Raw genomic sequence first — 19,392 nt, forward strand, 5'->3', positions numbered from 1 at the left:
AACATCTCAGTCGCAGCAAAAAGGACGCGGAAAACCTACATTCGCAGCAATTTTAAATAATGTATTTCAATCCTGATAGGGGCCGGATTTGTCAAAAACGAAACAATTCAAAGGATTATCGGAAGCTCAAGCGTAACGCTCGCTCCTCTTTCGACCTGGTTGATTAAGACTGATCCGTCGTGGCGCTGCGCCACCGCAGAGACGATTGACAAACCCAGGCCACTGCCTTCGGAATATTCCAACTGGGAGAACCGACTAAATGCAGCTTCGCTTTGGTCGGGCGAAAGGCCAGCGCCGTCATCAGCGACAGTAAGCCTAACGTTTCCGCCGTCAGAACGCAGGACGACTGAAACGCGGCTTAGTTTAGCGCCACCGTGCTTAACAGCATTGTCTAACAGGTTCTTTAGAGCTTCAGTTAGAAACACCTGATCACCTGATACTATGACCGCCGTCTCGGGCATCGTGACATCAAACTCGATGCCTTTTGCAAGAATGTGAACTCCCATTTCTGCGCAGGCTTCTTCGACAACCGAGCGGAAATCAATTTCAACCATTTGATCTTGGTGCGTCGGTTGCCTGAGCCGTTCAAGTGATAGCAGTTGTTCAGCGACTGTTGCTGAGTTCTTTGCCGCTGCGACAAGCTCGATGATGCGTTTATCGCGGTCTTCATCGGTTTTCGCATCTCGAAGCGCTTCGGCCATCGACTGAACGGCGGCCGCAGGGTTACGTAGCTGATGTGCCGCTTCGGATATGAACACCTGATGGGCATTGATACTTTTTTCCACCTGTCCAAAGAGTCGATTCAAGGTTTTCACGACACCTTGAACCTCGATCGGTACCGCGCGTTTGATCTCACTCAGGTCATCTGGTGAGCGCAGGTCGATTGCGTCCTGTAAATCCAGGAGGGGCCGCAGCCCGCGAGCAACTCCGAACCATACCACAAATGCCAGAGTGGCAAGTAGGATTCCCATGAGAATTCCTGCGCGGATTGACAGCTCATTTGCAAACGCGTTGCGATCCGCCATACGTTGCCAAACTGTGACCGTCGCATCTCCTATGAGATTTTCTATGGTCACACGTTCTGTCAGCTTAAGAACTCGCACCGGCTCGTCGCGATAGAGTGCTTCGAAAAACTGCGGCCTGTTCGCCTCTTGAGCAGACGGGTTCGCGGGTGCCGGAGGGTATGCATAGCCAGTCACGTAGATGCCACCCGGGCCCGTAACATGATAAAAGATCTCTCCGCCCGACGCGTCGCGGATCAAGCTGCGCGTGGTGGGCGAAAGTGCGTCACCTCCTGAAATCGCGACATCTCGTGAAATTGCAAGACCGGCAGATAGCAGGCTGTCGTCGAACAGCTCCTGAGCCGTTTCCTGGGCAATCATAAAGCGCCAAAGCCCAAGAAGGATCGCAAGCAACACCAAGGGTGTCAGGATAAGAATGAAGAGTCGTAGCCTGAGGGAGCCGTGCCTGATCACTTCTGCACCTCAAGAAGGTACCCCAGACCGCGCGCTGTCTTGATCTTAATGCCGAGAGGCTGAAGGCGTTTTCGTAACCGCGACACATGAGGTTCAACAGCTGAGTCATCGACATCGGCCCCAACGCCATAGACATAATCTGTGAGTTGGCTTTTAGGAACAATTCTGCCCCGACGCTCCAACAGGCATTCAAGCACCGCTATTTCCCGCCGTGGTATATCCATGACTTCGCCCTGAACACTAACCTGACGCGATGCGCGGTCGAATTCGAGGCTACCGATGCTCTCCCGCGCTCCGTAGTCAAGTTCTTTGCGCCGAGAAAGCGCTCGGACGCGTGCTTCTAACTCGTCCATTTCGAAGGGTTTGACCAGATAGTCATCTGCGCCCATATCCAAACCGGTCACCCGGTCGCTTGTTTCGGTGCGCGCTGTTAGCAGGATCACGGGCGCACTGTCACCACGTTCGCGAAGCGACCTCAGGATGTCCAACCCTGACCGGCCGGGTAGGTTGATATCCAAAACGATCAAATCCGCGCCTTCTTGTTGAAGGTAAAGGTCGGCCGCATCTCCGTCAGTCAGTATATCCGCCGCATGACCTCGGTCACGAAGGCGATAAGCAATGGCATTGGCGAGTGGCTCATTGTCCTCGACTATGACGATCCGCATTAGGTCTCCTGCAAGTTTCGCGCAAGGTTGGCGCTCCATGATTGCCAGATGGGAGGGGGAATCAACCCCACAGTTCTATTTGCGATCACGGTAGCGCCGGGGGCGATGACGTGATTGTCTGGTCAACAGGGAGGAACCAATGACCATTTCCAACTTCACCCGTCGCGCCGTCGTGGGGCTGATCGCCGCCGCCGGTATCGCTGCACCTGCCGCTGCCGAGGTTGATTTCTCGGGCAAGACCATCGAATGGGTCATCCCGTTCTCGGAAACGGGTGGTTCGGCGAAATGGGCCAACTTCTTTGCGCCGCTTCTGTCCGAAGCTCTTCCGGGTCAACCGACCGTGGTCGTGAAATTCATGCCGGGTGCTGGTTCGACCAAAGGCGCAAACTGGTTCCAGGAACAAAGCCACGATGATGGAACCTTGTTGTTCGGCACTTCCGGTTCAACTCAATTCCCTTATCTGCTGAGCGATCCGCGCGTGCGTTATGAATACAACGACTGGATCCCGGTTATGGCGTCCGGGACGGGTGGTGTCGCCTATCTGAACGCAGAAGATGGTGCCAAGTTTGATGGCTCCGCAAATGCGTTGAAAGACACGAACTTCATCTACGGCTCGCAGGGCGCAACGCGTCTGGATCTCGTGCCGCTGTTGGCATGGCAAATGCTGGGTATGAACGTTGAGCCAGTCTTTGGCATCAAAGGCCGTGGCGATGGTCGTCTGATGTTCGAACGTGGCGAAGCTAACATCGACTATCAGACCTCATCCGGCTATTTGGGTGGATCGGCCCCGCTGGTTGAGGCCGGTCAGGCTGTGCCGATGATGACCTGGGGGGCGCTGGATGCCGATGGAAACATCGTCCGCGACCCGACCTTCCCTGATATTCCAACCTTCAAAGAGGTTTGCGAGGCAACGGATGGCTGTGAAACCAGTGGCGAGGCGTGGGACGCTTGGAAAGCGTTCTTTGTCGCAGGTTTCCCGGTTCAGAAGTTGGCTTTTCTGCCTGGCGATACACCACAGGAAGTGGTCGATGCCTACACCGCAGCTTTTCAGGCTGTGACCGAGCGCGGCGACTTTGCTGATATTTCGTCCAAACGCGTCGGTAAGTACCCGGTATTTGTGGGCGACGGTTCCAAGGCGGCGCTGCAAACCGCGACAAACGTCGACGACAATGCCAAAGGCTACGTTCTGAACTGGCTCAAAGAAGCCTATGGTGTCGAGCTGAACTAAGCCCACACACCACAGCGCGCACCCCAATGTCGGGTGCGCGCTTTTTCAAACACAAGACAGTATATGAAAGGCGGCCGCTATGGAGGTTTTCGCCACCGCTCTTCCTGCGCTCAATGATGCGTGGGGTTTGATCCTGCAACCTATCGTACTGGGGTATCTTGTTCTCGGTGTCGTTATGGGACTGGCCGTAGGTGTTTTCCCGGGACTTGGCGGTATTGCCGGTTTGTCCTTGTTGCTTCCTTTCATGTTCGGGATGGACCCAATCCTTGGTTTGGCGCTGATGATCGGGATGGTCGCCGTTGTTCCGACCTCTGACACCTTTGCTTCTGTTCTTATGGGGATCCCCGGCAGCTCCGCCTCTCAGGCAACTGTCCTAGACGGCTTCCCAATGGCGAAGAAGGGTGAGGCCGCGCGGGCACTATCTGCCGCGTTCGCTTCATCGCTGTTTGGCGGTTTGGTCGGCGCAACCTTCCTAACAATGTTCATTCTGGTCGCGCGGCCCATCGTTCTGGCGTTTGGTCTACCAGAGATGTTGATGATCACCATCCTCGGCCTTTCCATGGTTGCCATTCTGGCTGGGCGCATCCCCTTAAAGGGCGTCGCAGCTGCTGGGCTTGGGTTGATGGTTGGCACAATTGGTGAGGCGGACGCTGGCGGTTCGCTCCGTATGGCAACCTATGACATTCCGTATCTGACAGATGGTTTGAAGCTGGTCATCGTTGGATTGGGCATCTTTGCCGTTCCCGAAATCGTCTCGCTGCTGCGGCAGGATCGATCGATTGCCAAAGGGGCTTCGCTGGGGGCGGGTTGGCTGGACGGCGTCAAAGACTGGGCCGCGAATATCTGGCTGTCTGTTCGCTGCTCGATCATCGGGGTGGTCGTTGGCGTCATTCCCGGCCTAGGCGGTTCGGTCGTCGACTGGATCGCTTACGGCCATTCGGTTCAATCGACCAAAGATAAAAGCAACTTCGGCAAGGGCGAAGTACGTGGCGTCATCGGGCCGGAAAGTTCAAACAACGCCAAGGAAGGCGGCGGGCTGGTGCCTACGCTACTGTTCGGCATTCCCGGCTCGGGCTCGATGGCGATCTTCATCGGTGCAGTGGCTCTGTTGGGATCTGGTGACATCGAGGTCGGTCCAAGCATGCTCAAGGACAATCTCGACATCACCTATTCGATCGTTTGGCTTTTGGCGCTTGCCAACGTCGTGGGCACCATCCTGTGCATCGCGGCTTCCGGTGGCATCGCCAAGCTGACAACGATCCGCTTCACCTATCTGGCACCTTTCCTGTTCATGCTGATCAGCTTTGCAGCCTTCCAGTCCGGTCAGAACTTCGAAGACCTTCTGGCGCTGTTCGTGATCGGCCTGATCGGGATCTTCCTGCGCCGGTTCGATTGGTCGCGCCCGGCCTTTCTTATTGGGTTCGTGCTGTCGAACCCGGTTGAGAAGTTTACCAATCAGGCGTTCCAGATTGCCTCATTCCGGTTCCGCAAAAGCTTTGGTGAGGGCATGGAGTATGTCTTCAGCCCGATCGTGATTGTTCTGATCTTGGTCACCGTGGCTTCGGTCATTTTAGGAATTCGGCAGGCTAAGATGATCATGGCCGAAGGTGAAGTCCAGTCTGGCAGCAAGCGCGCACCGTTGATCTTCCTGCTGGTTATCATGGCCTACCTAATCTCGGCATTGATCAACGCCAACATGATCCCAGACTACAACATGACCGACAAGATCATCCCGTTGGTGATCGGCAGTGTGTCCTTGTTCTGCTGCGTGATCCTGCTGATCCAGATGATGCGGAGACCCGAGGGTGATGCAATCTTTGCCGATAAGGAAATTGCCGGTGAAGATGCGAGCGCTCCGCATGGGCTTTGGTCGACGTTGGCGTGGTTTGCAGGTCTTATCGCGGCAACGTGGGTTGTTGGTTTCATCCTAGCCCTGATCGGGTTTCTGATTGCCTTCTTCCGCATTCGAGCCGGTTCAAGCTGGCAGATGACGCTGATCCTGACAGCCTGCGGCATCGGTTTCATGTGCGTCATGGCAGGCGCTCTGAACCGGGATTTCCCACCGGGACTGTTGCAAGACATGGTGAGCCTGCCATGGCCACTGAAATGAATGCTCCACTGAGGTCCGGCCTGCGAAGCAGGCGGGTCGGACAAAGCTGAAAACACAACAGTTTTTGACGGTTTGTAGAGGAGGGGTTCGAGATGACCCAGACAGCAATCCCGTATATTTTCATGCGTGGCGGCACTTCGCGGGGGCCCTATTTTCGTCGCTCTGACCTGCCCGCGGATATGGACACGTTGGCTGATGTGCTGGTCGCTGCCCTAGGGGCCGGGCAGGCGTTTAACATTGACGGAATCGGTGGCGGTACTGCTGTGACGACCAAGGTAGCCATGTTATCTGTCAGCGATGATGAATGGGCCGATATCGATTATTTCTTCGCGCAGGTTTCGGTTGAGGAAAAGCTGGTCGACTTCAAGCCAACTTGCGGAAACATTCTTTCCGGCGTCGCTCCGGCCGCAATTGAAATGGGTTTGTTTCAGCCTCAAGGCGATGAGACCGTGGTCCGGATACGCGCAGTTAATACGGGTGCGCGAGTGGTTGCCAAAGTGCAGACCCCGGGTGGTGAACTGGCCTATGAGGGCGATGCCGAGATTGCCGGAGTTCCCGGGCAATCTGCACCGGTACAACTGAGTTTTATGGGAGTTGTGGGTTCGGCAACGGGTGCATTTCTGCCCACCGGAAATCTGCGCGATACGGTGCAAGGGGTCGAACTGACCTGTATGGATGTCGCGATGCCTATGGCTATGGCCCGCGCCACCGATTTTGGACTAACTGGGTATGAAAGTGCAGAAGAACTGGACGCCAACCGCTCTTTCTTTGCCCGGATGGAGGCAGTTCGGATCGAAGCCGGGGAACTGATGGGTATGGGGGATGTATCGAAATCGGTAACCCCCAAATTCGGGCTGTTGGCACCAGCCAAAGAGGGCGGAACCCTTGCAGTTCGGTATTTCATGCCATGGAAAACTCACCCGACAATGGCCGTTACGGGTGCGCAGTGCATGGCGTCTTGTGCTTTGACGCCCGGAACCGTCGCTGATGGGTTGTTGGACCGACCTAAGGCAAGCCCGGCTGAAGTTGTGCTGGAACACGCTTCTGGGAAGATTGATGTGCTGGTGGACTTCTCGAATGACGGGGACTTCAACGTAAACTCTGCTGGTCTGGTGCGGACTGCGCGAAAGCTTGCAGATGGGCATGTTTACATACCCGGATCTGTGTGGAGCGGCAGTTGAAACTGGGATCTCCGTTATGTATACTAAGGTATACAATATGAGGGTGCCACGATGAACAATTATTCTGAATGCCTCGATATTGCGCGTCAGGAACTCAGGCTGGCGCAGTCGGTCCTGCGGCGGGATATTGCGGAATACCCGACGCCGATCGCCGGGTGCGATGAGCAGTTCAACCATTTGCTGGATCAAAGCGAGCGGGTCCGCAATGCGCTTGCAGCACTCGATACGCTGCATTTTGTGCCGACGCCAAGAAAACTGAACACCGGGCAAGGTGTGGAAAGTCGATGAAGGTTCACATTCTGGATGATTGGTTTGATACACTGCAGGGCTTGCCTTGTTTTGGAAAGCTATCCGACCACGAAGTGAAGATCTGGACAGATCATGTCGAGGATACCGATGAATTGGCGGCACGGTTGCAGGAGGCCGAGGCGTTGGTTCTGTTTCGCGAACGCACCAAGGTAACCCGCGACTTGATCGAAAAGCTGCCGAACCTGAGATTGATAAGTCAGCGCAGCGTGTATCCGCACGTTGATGTGCAGGCATGCTCGGACAACGGTGTTCTGCTGTGTTCAAACATGCATGGTGGAACGCCTTCGTATGCTGCAGCCGAACTCACTTGGGCGCTGATCATGGCCGGGATGCGCGATTTACCGGCGCAGATGGCCTCGGTCAAAGCGGGGCGGTGGCAGGCCGGAGTTGGCAAGACGCTGAGAGGGCGGCAGCTGGGACTGTACGGCTATGGCCGTATCGCACGCGCTGTCGCGGGCTACGCCGAGGCATTTGGAATGAATGTAGTCTGGTGGTCCTCAGATGAAGGTCGGGTTCGGGCGCAGGCAGATGGTGTTCAGGTCGCCGCGAACCGCGAAGCTTTCTTTGCCAACAGCGATGTTGTCTCGATCCATGTTCGCCTGAAGCCAGGCACAAACGGCATCATTACTGCGTCGGACTTCGCACACATGAAGCCGGGATCACTGTTTGTGAATACATCTCGTGCTGGCCTTATTGCAAAAGGGGCATTGCTTGGGGCGCTGAATGCCGGTCATCCCGGGAAGGCCGCAATCGATGTCTTCGATTCCGAACCCCTCAATGATCCGAAAGACCCCTTGCTTTCGCATCCAAATCTGATTGCGACGCCGCATATCGGCTTTGTGACCGAGGATGAGTTCGATCTGCAATTTTCGGACATTTTCGATCAAGTGAACGCCTACGCTGCATGCGCTCCGGTTCACATGATCAACCCCGAGGTTTGGACCAGCGCAGGATAAGGTTGGCCGCTATCGGCGCACCGATGATTACCAACACGATCCTTGTCAGATGATGCGTGATCACAAAGCCCAGATCCGCGCCTGAGACGATGGCCAGAACTGTCATTTCTGCCTGCCCGCCGGGGGCAAAGGCCAAAAATGCCTCGACCGGTTGGCCCAGCCCCAAGGTGGTGACAACGGCAGTGAAAGCGGCCGCCAGAACGGCGAGGACAATGACATAGGCGAATCCCGCCGCTACCACACGGCGTAGTTCGACCCATGTGACACCTACGAATTTCACGCCGATACCGCAGCCGATAAAGAACTGAGCTGCAAGGATGGCCTCGCGAGGCGGTCGGGTGTGAATGAAGTCGCCCAGTGACAACGCAGCCGTCAGGATCATTGGCCCTAGAATCGACGCTCCGAACAAGCCGATCCGCTCACCGCCTTTCCAGCCGACAAAGGCAGCAAGAACCATCAGCGCCAATTCATGTATCGGCAGGTTGCGCGCGGGTTCTCCGATTGGGTTAGTGAGTTGGGCGTCGTAAAACACCGTAAGAAACAGAGGGGCCAGCGTTACAATAATCAGAACGCGGGTTCCGTGGATCAGGGACAGCGTTCGCGGGTTAGCGCCAGCCTCGGCCCCGAAGATGATCATATCCTGCAATCCGCCGGGCATGGCCGCGTAAAACGCGGTCGTGGTATCAAAGCCCCAGACCTTGCGGAAGAATGGCACTCCGACCAGCGCGATCAGCAGGATAAAGAACGGGATCAGTGCAATCGACGCTGCCATCTTAGGCAGTTCTGCAAATAGGGCTGGGGTAATCGAAGCCCCCACAGCCACGCCAAGTATGGTGCGCGCCGCAATCGAGACCTGACCAAAGCCTTCCATTGGCGCATGAGCCAGAGCCGCAATCAGACACGCGCTCATCGGGCCGAACAGAAAAGGCAATGGCAGATCCAACGCCCAGAATAGCCCTGTGCCAAGAAGTGCCAAGCCCAGTGTTAGGGCCCGCTTTGCGAGGAGAGAAGGTGTTTTGTTCTGGGTGGGCAAAGTGCAGCTTCCGACAATATTGACTCACTATGTATCCAAATGTATACAAATGGACGCAAGAAGACAAGTGAGCACGCGATGACCATTCAGGACGACCCCTTACAGCCTGGCCCGCAAGGCAATTCGGCGTATCAACGCTTGTTGGATGAGATTCGCGAGGGCACCCTTCTGCCCGGCGAGCGCCTGCGCGAGATTGAGCTGTCTGAACGGTTGGGTGTCAGCCGAACACCGGTGCGCGAGGCGATCCGGCAGCTGGAGACCGACGGCCTGGTCACGCATGTACCGCGGCAGGGCGCGACCGTCCGCAGTCTGGATTACGCCGAGGTGATGGAACTCTATGAGATGCGCGCAGTGCTCGAGGGCACTGCGGCCCGTCTAGCAGCGCGTGCGGCGTCGGATGTCGAATTGGACGAGTTGGATGTTTTGAATGATCGATTGGCCGAGGCTGGCACAGGTCCAGACGCGGCTCGGATCAACCGGATATTTCACGCCACGCTTTTGGATGCAGCCAAGAACCGATTTCTCGCGAAATCCATGCTGTCCTTGCAGAAGGCGCTGCTGATCCTTGGGCCGTCGCAATTGTTGGACGGAGATCGGGCAGAAGCGGCAGTCGCTGAACATCGGCGTATAATGGCCGCGCTGAAGGCCCGTGATGGCGCGGCGGCCGAGACAGAAATGCGCGGGCATATTCAGGCCGCACAACGAATGCGTATCCGCGCGTTGCAGGAACGCGATCGGACAACCGACGAAAATCACTAGGTAGACAGGATATGGCCACCCAAAAGGAAGCTTACGATATCGCTGTGATCGGTGGCGGGAACGCTGCTTTATGCGCCGCGATGACCGCCGCCGAAGCCGGTGCCCGCGTTCTGATACTGGAAACCGCGCCAAAACCCTATCGCGGAGGAAACTCGCGCCATACGCGCAATTTTCGCTGCATGCATGGTGGCCCTTTGGGCCCGTTGATCGAGGAGTATAGCGAAGACGAATATCTCGCGGACTTGATGAAGGTCACCGGTGGCAAAACTGACGAGCATCTGGCCCGCCTTGCGATCCGCACTTCCGAGGAATGCCTGCCATGGATGGAAGAGCACGGTGTCAGGTTTCAACCCTCTCTTTCCGGAACACTTTCTTTGGCACGGACAAATGCCTTTTTTATGGGAGGCGGGAAGTCTCTGGTGAATGCTTATTACCGAACTGCGGCGGGTTTGGGTATCGATGTTTTGTATGAAGCCGCCGTCACGCATTTGGAGCTGAACGGGGATCGGATCGAATGGGTCGACTATACCTATGAAGGTCAAAACCACCGGATAATGCCAAACGCAGTCATCGTCGCCTCGGGCGGGTTTCAGGCCGATACGGATTGGCTGACCCGTGCATGGGGTGAGCCTGCAAAAAACTTTCTGATCCGAGGCACTCCTTATAACCGAGGCGTGGTCCTGGCTGATCTTCTGGATCAAGGCGTCGAGAGTGTTGGCGACCCGACCCAATGCCACGCCGTTGCTATCGATGGGCGTGCACCGAAATTTGACGGTGGTATTGTCACCCGTCTGGATTGTGTGCCGTTTTCGATCGTCGTGAACAAGGATGCCGAGCGCTTCTACGATGAGGGCGAGGATGTCTGGCCCAAGCGCTATGCAATCTGGGGGCGCTTGGTGGCAGCCCAACCAGATCAAGTTGGCTATGTGATCATCGACGCCAATTCGTTGAATCTGTTCATGCCGTCGGTGTTTCCACCGCTGAAGGCAGATACGTTGGAAGAACTGGCCGGGATGATGGGCCTGCCTGCCGGAAAGTTGACCGCAACAATCGCTGAATTCAACGCCGCCTGCGGAGATACAAGCGCCTTTCATCCGACAGAGCTGGACGGCGTTTCAACATCTGGCTTGAACCCGCCCAAGACCAACTGGGCGCGTCCGATCACCGAGCCGCCATTTTACGGTTATTCGCTGCGTACGGGCGTAACCTTCACCTATTTGGGCCTCAAAGTCGACGATGCCGCGCAATGTTCGAGCGCCGACGGCAAGATCAAAAACATGTGGGCGGCTGGCGAAACCATGGCGGGCTCGATCCTTGGGCAAGGCTATCTAGCCGGTTTCGGCATGACCATCGGAACCGTCTTTGGACGCATCGCAGGACGTGAGGCCGCCGCTTATGCAAACTGAATTGATACAGGAAGCCCGCCGTCAGGCTGAAATTTGCAACGCCTGCCGCTATTGCGAGGGCTATTGTTCGGTCTTTCCGTCGCTTCATGCGGAACGCGCGTTCTCGGATGGGGACATCACGCAACTGGCCAACCTGTGCCACAACTGCCGCGGCTGCTACTACGCCTGCCAGTACACAGCCCCGCACGAGTTCGACCTGAATTTGCCGAAGGCTCTGGCCGAGGTACGGAGGGACAGCTGGGAAAGCTTCGCATGGCCGCAGCCGCTGGCGCGCCGATTTCACACCCAGGGCGGGGCGATTGCGCTGGCACTTGTGGTCGGATTTGCCCTGTTGTTCTGGGCAATTCGCGCGATAGGTTCTAGCGGAGGGGACGGGTTTTATGCCGTTCTGTCGCATAATGCGATGGTTGCGATTTTTGCTCCGGCATTCTTGCTGCCACTCTTTAGCATTGCCATCAGCCTAAGGCGCTATTGGGCCGAGGTGGGGGGAAAACCCATCAAAATGGCGGACCTGCTGGCCGCCTTCAAACGAGCGGGTAAAATGCAGGATCTTGCCGCAGGTCATGGTGAAGGCTGTAATTTTGAAGAAGAAGACCGGTTCAGTCAGGCGCGACGTCATATTCACCACGCGATCATGTATGGCTTCCTGCTTTGCTTCGCGTCGACCTCGATTGCAACGGTTATGCATTATGGCTTTGGAATGCATGCGCCGTACGGGTTCTGGTCTTTGCCCAAACTATTCGGAATCTCCGGCGGTGTGTTGTTGACAGTGGGTTGCTGCGCCATGGCAATTCTCAAGCAAAGGTCCGATCGCAATCTCGGTGATGCTTCGGCATGGGGCGGCGATATCGGTTTCATCCTGTTGCTGGGATTCGTCGGTTTTAGCGGACTTGCTCTTTACGCTTTCGGATCAACGGCTTTGATGCCCGCGTTGCTTGCTATTCATCTTGGATCGGTCCTGACATTCTTCCTGCTAACGCCCTACACCAAGATGGCCCACGGTTTCTATCGGCTTGCTGCTCTTATCAAAGATGCGCAACGGAAAAGAGATAGTTACTAGGCTGCGGCGACCCTGTCGCTCCTTGGGAAACGGTGAAAAAGTAAACTTAAATCGCAGCTTGAGGTCTGACTTTGGGATCAGACAGGGCGGTCCCACCTTGGTGTCGTTGAAGCAAATTGCCCTCCCGTACGTAGAGCGCAATCACGATCATGATGCAGCCTTGCGACCAGCACCTCTAGATCGCGCAGCCCGGGCCGATAATGGCCCGGGCCACTCCCAGTTTGCTTTAGCTGGCCAGGCCGCAGGAGGAAGAGTCGCTGTTGTTGGTGGTGTCTGTCTCCGTCACACCATCGGCCGGATTGGCATTGACGGTGATCTTGAAGGGGATCTGCTCGCCACCTTTGACCTCGTCCGGGAATTCGAGCGATAGTGTGGTCTCATCCCCGTTTGGCCCCAGTGCCGGTGTCGGCAGATCGACCACCACGCCGCTCTGGAAGAAATCGACCCGCGTGGTCGAAGGCCCGGCAGCCCCTGCACCAATGTTACGCACGATGATCCTCAACTTGCGCGGCTCCTCACAATACCAAGCCGGGAAGGGTGGCGGGCCGGGAGGGAAGGGCTGCACCGGGATCAGGTCCGGTTTGTCCTCGGGTGGAGGCGGCGGCGGAGGTGGCGGTGGCGGGGGCGGTACCTTTTTGATCAGCCGAGGCACGACTGGTTCGACATCGATGGTTTCCACTTCGCCTTCACCATGGGCGGCGGTGTAGACCGCGACCACGTCCAGCGGTGTTTCGCTGTCGATAAAGACAAACCCTTTCAGGAAACAGCATTCGGCCACCCGCAGGTGTCGTGCCACATCCTCGCAATCGATCTCCATCGATTCCCAGGGACCGAGTTTATTCTTCGTTCTGGCCGAGACATTACCCGGTTTTTCGTTTGGCAAGGCCGACGACACCCGTTTACGAAAACGCACAGCATCTCCGCTGCCGTTTCCGATGTTGATTGCTGTGTGATAGCGGCCCTGGGACAAAATGCGGCCCTTGGAACAGCCGCAGACGAACTTGACAGCGTAACGATAGGTCATCTTCGGTTCTTCCTCCTCGCAGCAAGGGGTGTCATCTTCGGCGCGGTTCACCTCCATTCGGCGAAGGGCGACGTTGTTGTCACCAAGTGCCAGTCGATCGACAGGCAGACTGCCTGCGATCGTCTCGACATTGCTGCGGTCTTCTGGCGTATCCACGCTGGCAAGAATGTATTCCTCGCACAGGTCCTCGGGGCACCATGGGATCGGGCCGACGATCACTTCGTCGCCACAATGCACTGATTGGCCGATAGGTTCGCCTACGATCAGCGGATCCCAGTCATCCGGCCATGTGGTGCCCTTGCCTTCGGTCGCGCGGGCTAATGACAAAGTCACTGATTGGGCTGGGTAGTTGCCGCGATTGCCGATCCGGACATACAGATAATTCTCGACGCAGCGGCGCGGAGTCTCGTGGTCGGTGCCGCCGTCAGGACGGTGCCGATTCCAGATGCTGGGAGCATTGTTGCCCGGTTGGTGCCAAGGGTATTCACCCTGTCGTCCGTCATCAATGAAGACGTCAACATCAGGCGGGGATCCGTTGTAGAGCGCCTGCTTCTCAAAGCCCCAGCGTACCACTTTGTGTGCCCAGCCTCCGGCTGCACCGTCGAATTGAGCAGTGTTCTCGTCTGATTCCTGCAAGGCGCGGGAAAAACCTTCGACTGTGTTGGGCACGATCCCGGCCAAAAGCGGCACCGCCTGCAGGATCAGATAGATCGTGTAGCGGCTGGCATGCAGCCTGTCGTCCAGTTCTGTGGAATCACCTCCGAGAGATCGATAGATTCGGCCCAAAGTAGTGGCATTGATCTCGGTCGACCGATATCCGCCCACGTCCATCGTGCCACCCCAGCCCCAACCCGAGGCGACCGACCGATCCCATCGCCGGGTGATTAGGTTGCTGAAGGGGAAGGTACGGAAACGATCCGGCGCAATACCTTGAGGATCGTAAAGTATTGCCGCCAGCGCGTCACCAAAGCCATGACAAAAGCCGAAATTGGGCCAATTGAGATGATCCCATAGCACCGCGTGCCCGAATTCATGCGCCGATACGCGCGAGTCTGTGGCCATGCCGACTGTGGAGCCATTTGCCGCAAGCGCATAACGAAAGCGTAGCACACCATTGCCTATGGCATTGCCTGGCGCCTGAGCATTCACCGGTCCTGCAATGGGATTGAACCAGCGGTGATCAACATCCACCGGGAAGGTCACCCCGTCGAAATAGCTGGGCAGATCGAAGCCCAAAGACTGGACGAAGCGATACAGGAAATCATGGTTGTAGTACGCACAGACCGCCGCGAAATCGTCGCTGTCGGCGGGATAATCAAAGATCGATGCGGCACCGGCGTTTTCAGTCGGTGGGGCGATGTTCGGTGTGTCAAGATCCCGTACCGCCACCAATTCGCCGCTTAGTTCCACCGGTGCGCCACCGCCCGGTAATATCAACCGTTCCAGCGCCACCAGTTCGCGTTGCGCATCCAAAAGCGCAACCGGGGCCGTCGGATCAAGCTCTGAATCTCCTGAAAGTGATATCGGGTCATCTGTGAAGACGTAGCCCGAAACACACCCCACCAATGGCCGGATGTAAAGCACCGCGCCGGTCTCCCAATCGACCAATGCTCGCCAGTTCAGCTCTCCGTAGTCGGGAATTTTGCAGCCAAAATGCACAAGGCTTACGAAACGCCATTCGCCGTCCTTGATGCCCTTTGGTACACGACCAATCTCTGGCAGCGGGGTTAACTCGGCCCCTTCGATCTCGCCCGGTTCTTTGTGTGGCAGGCGATGTTCTGCGTCGTAGCGATAGACAAAGTCCCGGGTGTCATTAACCTTGAATTTTGTGAACTTGGCCCCTTTCACAGCTTCGCGCAGAACCGTGCCAGCTTGTTTGTCGCGGCCAGCAGGCGGAGTAGGGGCGTTGCTGAGTTCGATATCGGCAGCAACACTTGAGGACGAACCGGTGACCACATTGTCTGGGCCGGCCATGCGCAGTGTCAGACCGCGTTCCCAGACCGGGATGCCGTGATGTGTCTGACGAAATGTGTAGACCAGAAAGGACTGTACTGCCTTGGCTTCTTCCAGCCGCAGCTTGCTGCCCTCCTCGCGATTATACTTGCCTGAAACACTCTCGCCGAGCCTGTCAAGAAAATCAGGCTTTATCCGGTAAAGCCCCGCCACTTCGGCGGCATAAGCCTGCGCCACATCCAGCGCACTGGTTCCTGTAGAACGCCCTCCAAGAGGGTCGCCATGATGCTGAAGTCCAATGATCGCGCCGTCTGGCGCGCGTTCAAATACTGTTTCGGGCATGTCTGCCTCCGTTCAAAATCATTCTAAAACGCTGGGCAAGAAGCCCCGGATCGCCCGGCCGAACGGCAGAAAAAAAGAACTTGTTGTAATAAAAAAGAATAACGAAGCGCGATGGCCGGAGAGACCCAGCGGCGATCCTGCCAACAAAGCTATCGTAGCATTTATTGCCGATTCCCGCAAAAATCTGCCAGCTAAGCCGGAAGGCGCGATCACCTTTGTTTTGCTATCGCCGCTCACCCGAGGCTCTCGGTCAAGGCGGAGCTGTAGCTGTAGGTATGTAACGGTTAGCGCCGTACAACTGGCATCGAATTAGTAACGCCATTGCGGATGTAATCACTGTGTTGCTGAAGAAGAGGGTCATCAGACTAGGAAGCCATGAATATCCTCTACGCGGACATTCACATTGATGGCCTAGAATGGTGCGACCGGATTTTCGGGAAATACCGTCCTATCGCACCGCTGCATTGCCTGACCAGTCGTTCGCGACAACGCTTGGCATTTTGGGCGCTATTGGAAATGGTGGCGCGGAATTGCGAGCGCGGCGAGATGAGTTTTCCGCATTCCTGTTGCATAAGCTACATCAGCTCTGTTTGGGCATACCCAAGCAACCATCTTGGGTTGGAGCACAAAGATGGTAACCTGATCTGCAAGACGATTGCAGGAGAAATGCCATGAACAATTCGTCGCAGCTTTGGGGCACCATGTCAGTGCGCGATCACCTTCGACCGAGCGCTTTCGTCGCCGAGTTGGTGCTTTTCGAGACACTGGTGATCCCCCGGCCACCGCAAGGAGCGACCTGGCCTGCAAAATGGAACCCGGAGCGCCAGGACAAGATACTAAGCTGGATTCCCAGAGATCTTTTGATGGAGGTTTCCTGGGACAACGCGCACCACATGGAGTGGAAAAAACGAAAGATCGCTACGGACGCCGAAATGGATGTGGCCGATCTTCAGCAACAGCCCGGATTCGAAGCAGCGCAAAAGGAAGAGGATTTCGATGCGCCTGCGTTTCACCTAACCCGTCGGGTTCTTCAGGATTTCGTGGATGCCAAACGGAACCGGGCGCTGATCAAGGGAATACCTCTCACCGAGGTCGCAGTTATCCCGGCCTATGATGGCCCTCAGGCTTTCCTTGATGACACTCCAGAGCAGGAACCTTTGCTGCGCGCGTTTGGTTGGGAATTCCTGGTTCCTCATCACGAAACTGCTGAGGGCAAGACCCGCTCTCATCAAGACCAGATCAAGGCCGCGCTTGATCTTTGCGCAATGCCTGAGGTGCAGGAACACCGCAACGCCTTGCGTGCCTGGACATCGGTCGAAGCTTTGAGAGGAACCAGCAAACAAGAGGCGCGCGAGCGCATGGAGACGCTGGTTAAGGCCTACGCAAAGGCTGTTGCAGCCACCAAAATACCAGTCAGATTGAAATGGGGCGCGGGCATCGCTGAATTCATTGGTGCGATTGCAGCACTGTCGATCAATCCTGCATTCGCACTGCTCGGGCCCGCGATCAAATTGGGCGAAACAGCAGTCGAGCCCCATGTTGAAAAGGCGGCAGAGATTCCCGATGCCATAAAACCCGCAGGATTAATCCATGCCATGCGAGAAGAGTTCACAAATGCTCAGGTCGCACACCTGAACTTTGACGACGCTCAACGGACCAGGATTGAAGATCACTGGCCCAAAGGTTCCCCATATCTGTTCCTTTAGCGGATTATGAGAATCCCATCATCAGCATAAAGGCATACGCATTGGGCGTAATCACTGGTCAGTTGCGATAACTCGAAACAGACGAATTGGACTGGTTGACCAGTTTGAAATGCGACCAATCAAACGTGATATTAAAGACAACGTTCCAAAGCATCGCTGCCAAGGAGAAGAACACCCCAAGCATCAATGATTTCTGCGCGTCGATATGTGTGAGTAGCGGAAGTATTAGGGCAATACTTATAAGCGCAAAGATCTCGAACAACACCGCGTGCACAATCCGACCGGCAAAGCTCATGAAAGTTCTCCTCAATTCATATCGTTGGGCAAGTAACGGACTGTTGTTGCGATCCATAAAGCTGCCTACCATACTGATAATAGATAGATGGAAAGAGGGTTCTGATGCGCGCGTCATTCGAGCAGTTGGCGGCGTTCGTTACTACCCATAACGAAGGTTCCTTTTCCGCCGCAGCCAGAAAACGCAACAAAGCACAATCGGTGATCAGCACTTTGGTCGCCAATCTGGATGTCGAGCTTTTCGATCGCAGCTTAAGATATCCCTCGCTTACCAAAGCAGGAGAGGCGTTGATCTCGCCGGCCGAAATTCTGTTGGAACGGCGCAGCCGTTTTCTAGCGGTCGCAGATGCCTAGTCCATGACATTGGAAAACCGCGTTACCCTCGTCATGGCGCCGCACACCAAACTGGCCAATCTGGGAGAGATCATTCGCAGCTTCAGTGAAGAATTTCCTTCTGTCGATGTGGAGATACGTGCCTTTACTGCCGCTGAGATTCAGCGATTGATCGTCGATGGTGTGGTGGATTTGGGGGTTATTCTGGAACCTGAGGGCATCCCCCAGGCACTAGACTTTTGCTCATTGGGTACGCTCAGGCTGGTGTGTGTCAGCCATCCCGAAGGTCCGCTTGCTCAAATGTCGTCAGTCTCTTGGGAAGAATTGCGACTACATCGTCAGATATTATTGAAGGAAGCCGATAATCCCAACAGCGCTATCCTTAAGGCATCGTCGTCTATTTGGCAGGTCAGCACTGCATCGGAAGCCATTGATCTTGTGCAGGCCGGCCTAGGGTGGTCGGCGCTGCCATTGCACGCGGTGGACGTCTTTGTTCAGACCGGAGCGTTAAAAATCCTGCCACTGCAATTCGAGACCAAGAACTACGCCGAACGCTCGGTGGATATGATCTGGTCTTTCGAAAGGCCTATAGGTCGAGCGACGGTAAGGCTTAAGGAGTTGCTCGCTGAAAAAGCCGTTATTCAAAATTCCAACGTGACTTAAGCCTCATTTCGAAGCTCCTCGGCGAATGAGGTAATGGTGTGTTTTGGCGCTCCAAGAATCCCACGGGTTTCTCTGTCCACTTGCTCTTCCCGCAACTGTTGCACAAACGTCAAAACGTGTTCGATGAAAACGGCCTGCTCTTCCGGCAGCCCCATTTCATCAAGAGCATCCATGGGTAACTCAACCACCTCCGCCTCCGGGGCGAAAGAAACGAGAAATTCTTTGGCCGCTTCGGTATACGTGACGGCCTGTTGACCCTGCACGGCAAATTCCATGTTTTTGGCAGCATCGTTACCGATGGCATTGTGGACGAGTTCTGCAAGATCGCTGGAATTGGTGAACCAGATTGGATGAATGTGATTTCCGATTACGGCCAATTGATTGTCCATCAATAGCTTGGGCAATGAATCCAAAAAGAAGGAGCAAAAGAAAAGAGTATAAGGAATGCCAGATGCTTTGATGGCATTGATCCCGCCCGTGCGTATCGCGTTGGTGCCATAGGCCATGCCCTCGGTCGAAAACTGCGGATACGCGTAGTCGACCCCTGCAATTTGCATGATGTGCTGAACATCGACCTCTTTTGCTGCCGCGATAATGTTAATTACGCCTTCCCGCTCTGTGTGGAATGGTGCGGTGGTGTCCAGAGATTCGGTATTCAGCGTAATGTACAGCGTCTCAGTGCCGTGAAGGGCTGATCTCAGGCTGGCCAAGTCCGACACGTCGCCCTGGATAAGCCGAACCTGCGTGGGAAGCATTGATTTTGCCGCCTCAGGATCACGCACGATGGCAGTTACTTCTGCACCTTTCTCAACAAGTTTCGCGGTCACGCGATGCCCCAAATGGCCTGTGGCACCGATGATTGTGATCTTCTTGGTCATAGTGGCATCTCCTGTGT

General features: G+C 55.7%; 17 protein-coding genes. 11 read left to right on the forward strand and 6 right to left on the reverse strand.

Annotated features, from left to right (window positions below; translation table 11 throughout):
- Positions 1–107: 107 nt before the first annotated feature.
- Positions 108–1,475, reverse strand: a complete 1,368-nt coding sequence (locus tag ACR0DE_RS04945) for a sensor histidine kinase (RefSeq protein WP_480752192.1) — start codon at positions 1,473–1,475, stop codon at positions 108–110.
- Complete coding sequence (locus ACR0DE_RS04950; RefSeq protein ID WP_170736999.1) at positions 1,472–2,140, reverse strand: response regulator transcription factor; 669 nt, start codon at positions 2,138–2,140, stop codon at positions 1,472–1,474. The genes ACR0DE_RS04945 and ACR0DE_RS04950 overlap by 4 nt, the downstream gene beginning before the upstream one ends.
- Positions 2,141–2,279: 139 nt before the next feature.
- On the opposite strand from ACR0DE_RS04950, the gene ACR0DE_RS04955 reads away from it, so the two are divergent.
- The 5 genes from ACR0DE_RS04955 (at position 2,280) to ACR0DE_RS04975 (ending at position 7,924) form a co-directional block, all read left to right on the forward strand.
- On the forward strand, positions 2,280–3,368 hold the full coding sequence (locus ACR0DE_RS04955; RefSeq protein ID WP_170402506.1) for a type 2 periplasmic-binding domain-containing protein: 1,089 nt from the start codon (positions 2,280–2,282) through the stop codon (positions 3,366–3,368).
- A 79-nt stretch (positions 3,369–3,447) separates the two neighbouring features.
- Positions 3,448–5,478 (forward strand): tripartite tricarboxylate transporter permease, encoded by a 2,031-nt coding sequence (locus tag ACR0DE_RS04960; RefSeq protein ID WP_480752195.1) that lies wholly within the window; start codon positions 3,448–3,450, stop codon positions 5,476–5,478.
- Positions 5,479–5,570: 92 nt separating this feature from the next.
- Positions 5,571–6,659 carry a 4-oxalomesaconate tautomerase gene (locus ACR0DE_RS04965; RefSeq protein WP_480562554.1) on the forward strand — a complete coding sequence of 363 codons (1,089 nt, stop codon included), beginning with the start codon at positions 5,571–5,573 and terminating at the stop codon, positions 6,657–6,659.
- A gap of 51 nt (positions 6,660–6,710) precedes the next feature.
- Positions 6,711–6,947: a hypothetical protein gene (locus tag ACR0DE_RS04970; protein ID WP_170391780.1), complete on the forward strand. Its 237-nt coding sequence runs from the start codon at positions 6,711–6,713 to the stop codon at positions 6,945–6,947.
- A complete protein-coding gene (locus tag ACR0DE_RS04975) occupies positions 6,944–7,924 on the forward strand; it encodes a D-2-hydroxyacid dehydrogenase family protein (protein ID WP_480752199.1) in 981 nt (326 codons plus the stop codon). The genes ACR0DE_RS04970 and ACR0DE_RS04975 overlap by 4 nt, the downstream gene beginning before the upstream one ends.
- Here the strand turns inward: ACR0DE_RS04975 and ACR0DE_RS04980 are convergent.
- Positions 7,893–8,957, reverse strand: coding sequence for an AbrB family transcriptional regulator (locus tag ACR0DE_RS04980; RefSeq protein ID WP_170424977.1), 1,065 nt, complete (start codon positions 8,955–8,957; stop codon positions 7,893–7,895). The two genes, ACR0DE_RS04975 and ACR0DE_RS04980, sit on opposite strands and share 32 nt — an antisense overlap.
- Before the next feature lie 78 nt (positions 8,958–9,035).
- On the opposite strand from ACR0DE_RS04980, the gene ACR0DE_RS04985 reads away from it, so the two are divergent.
- Genes ACR0DE_RS04985 through tcuB form a run of 3 tightly spaced genes read left to right on the forward strand, consistent with a single transcriptional unit; the run spans position 9,036 to position 12,182 of the window.
- A complete protein-coding gene (locus ACR0DE_RS04985) occupies positions 9,036–9,716 on the forward strand; it encodes a GntR family transcriptional regulator (protein WP_170392730.1) in 681 nt (226 codons plus the stop codon).
- Between the two features lie 11 nt (positions 9,717–9,727).
- On the forward strand, positions 9,728–11,122 hold the full coding sequence (gene tcuA / locus ACR0DE_RS04990; protein WP_480752202.1) for an FAD-dependent tricarballylate dehydrogenase TcuA: 1,395 nt from the start codon (positions 9,728–9,730) through the stop codon (positions 11,120–11,122).
- A complete protein-coding gene (gene tcuB / locus ACR0DE_RS04995; RefSeq protein ID WP_480752204.1) occupies positions 11,112–12,182 on the forward strand; it encodes a tricarballylate utilization 4Fe-4S protein TcuB in 1,071 nt (356 codons plus the stop codon). The genes tcuA and tcuB overlap by 11 nt, the downstream gene beginning before the upstream one ends.
- A 226-nt stretch (positions 12,183–12,408) precedes the next feature.
- Here the strand turns inward: tcuB and ACR0DE_RS05000 are convergent, their stop codons facing one another.
- The gene (locus ACR0DE_RS05000) at positions 12,409–15,501 is read right to left on the reverse strand and encodes a hypothetical protein (RefSeq protein WP_480752206.1); all 3,093 of its coding nucleotides are present in this window, start codon (positions 15,499–15,501) and stop codon (positions 12,409–12,411) included.
- A 671-nt stretch (positions 15,502–16,172) separates the two neighbouring features.
- Here ACR0DE_RS05000 and ACR0DE_RS05005 point away from each other — a divergent pair.
- A complete protein-coding gene (locus ACR0DE_RS05005) occupies positions 16,173–17,207 on the forward strand; it encodes a hypothetical protein (protein WP_480752208.1) in 1,035 nt (344 codons plus the stop codon).
- A gap of 58 nt (positions 17,208–17,265) precedes the next feature.
- On the opposite strand, the gene ACR0DE_RS05010 is transcribed toward ACR0DE_RS05005, so the two are convergent.
- Positions 17,266–17,502, reverse strand: coding sequence for a chlorhexidine efflux transporter (locus ACR0DE_RS05010; RefSeq protein WP_480752210.1), 237 nt, complete (start codon positions 17,500–17,502; stop codon positions 17,266–17,268).
- Between the two features lie 104 nt (positions 17,503–17,606).
- Between ACR0DE_RS05010 and ACR0DE_RS05015 the strand changes: the two genes are divergently transcribed.
- Both ACR0DE_RS05015 and ACR0DE_RS05020 read left to right on the forward strand, forming a co-directional pair.
- On the forward strand, positions 17,607–17,855 hold the full coding sequence (locus ACR0DE_RS05015) for a LysR family transcriptional regulator (protein ID WP_480752212.1): 249 nt from the start codon (positions 17,607–17,609) through the stop codon (positions 17,853–17,855).
- Between the two features lie 3 nt (positions 17,856–17,858).
- Complete coding sequence (locus tag ACR0DE_RS05020; protein WP_480752215.1) at positions 17,859–18,497, forward strand: substrate-binding domain-containing protein; 639 nt, start codon at positions 17,859–17,861, stop codon at positions 18,495–18,497.
- Here the strand turns inward: ACR0DE_RS05020 and ACR0DE_RS05025 are convergent.
- The gene (locus ACR0DE_RS05025) at positions 18,494–19,375 is read right to left on the reverse strand and encodes an SDR family oxidoreductase (protein WP_480752219.1); all 882 of its coding nucleotides are present in this window, start codon (positions 19,373–19,375) and stop codon (positions 18,494–18,496) included. The genes ACR0DE_RS05020 and ACR0DE_RS05025 overlap by 4 nt on opposite strands.
- Positions 19,376–19,392: the final 17 nt, after the last annotated feature.

The sequence above is a fragment of the Ruegeria sp. C10 genome (assembly GCF_056537805.1).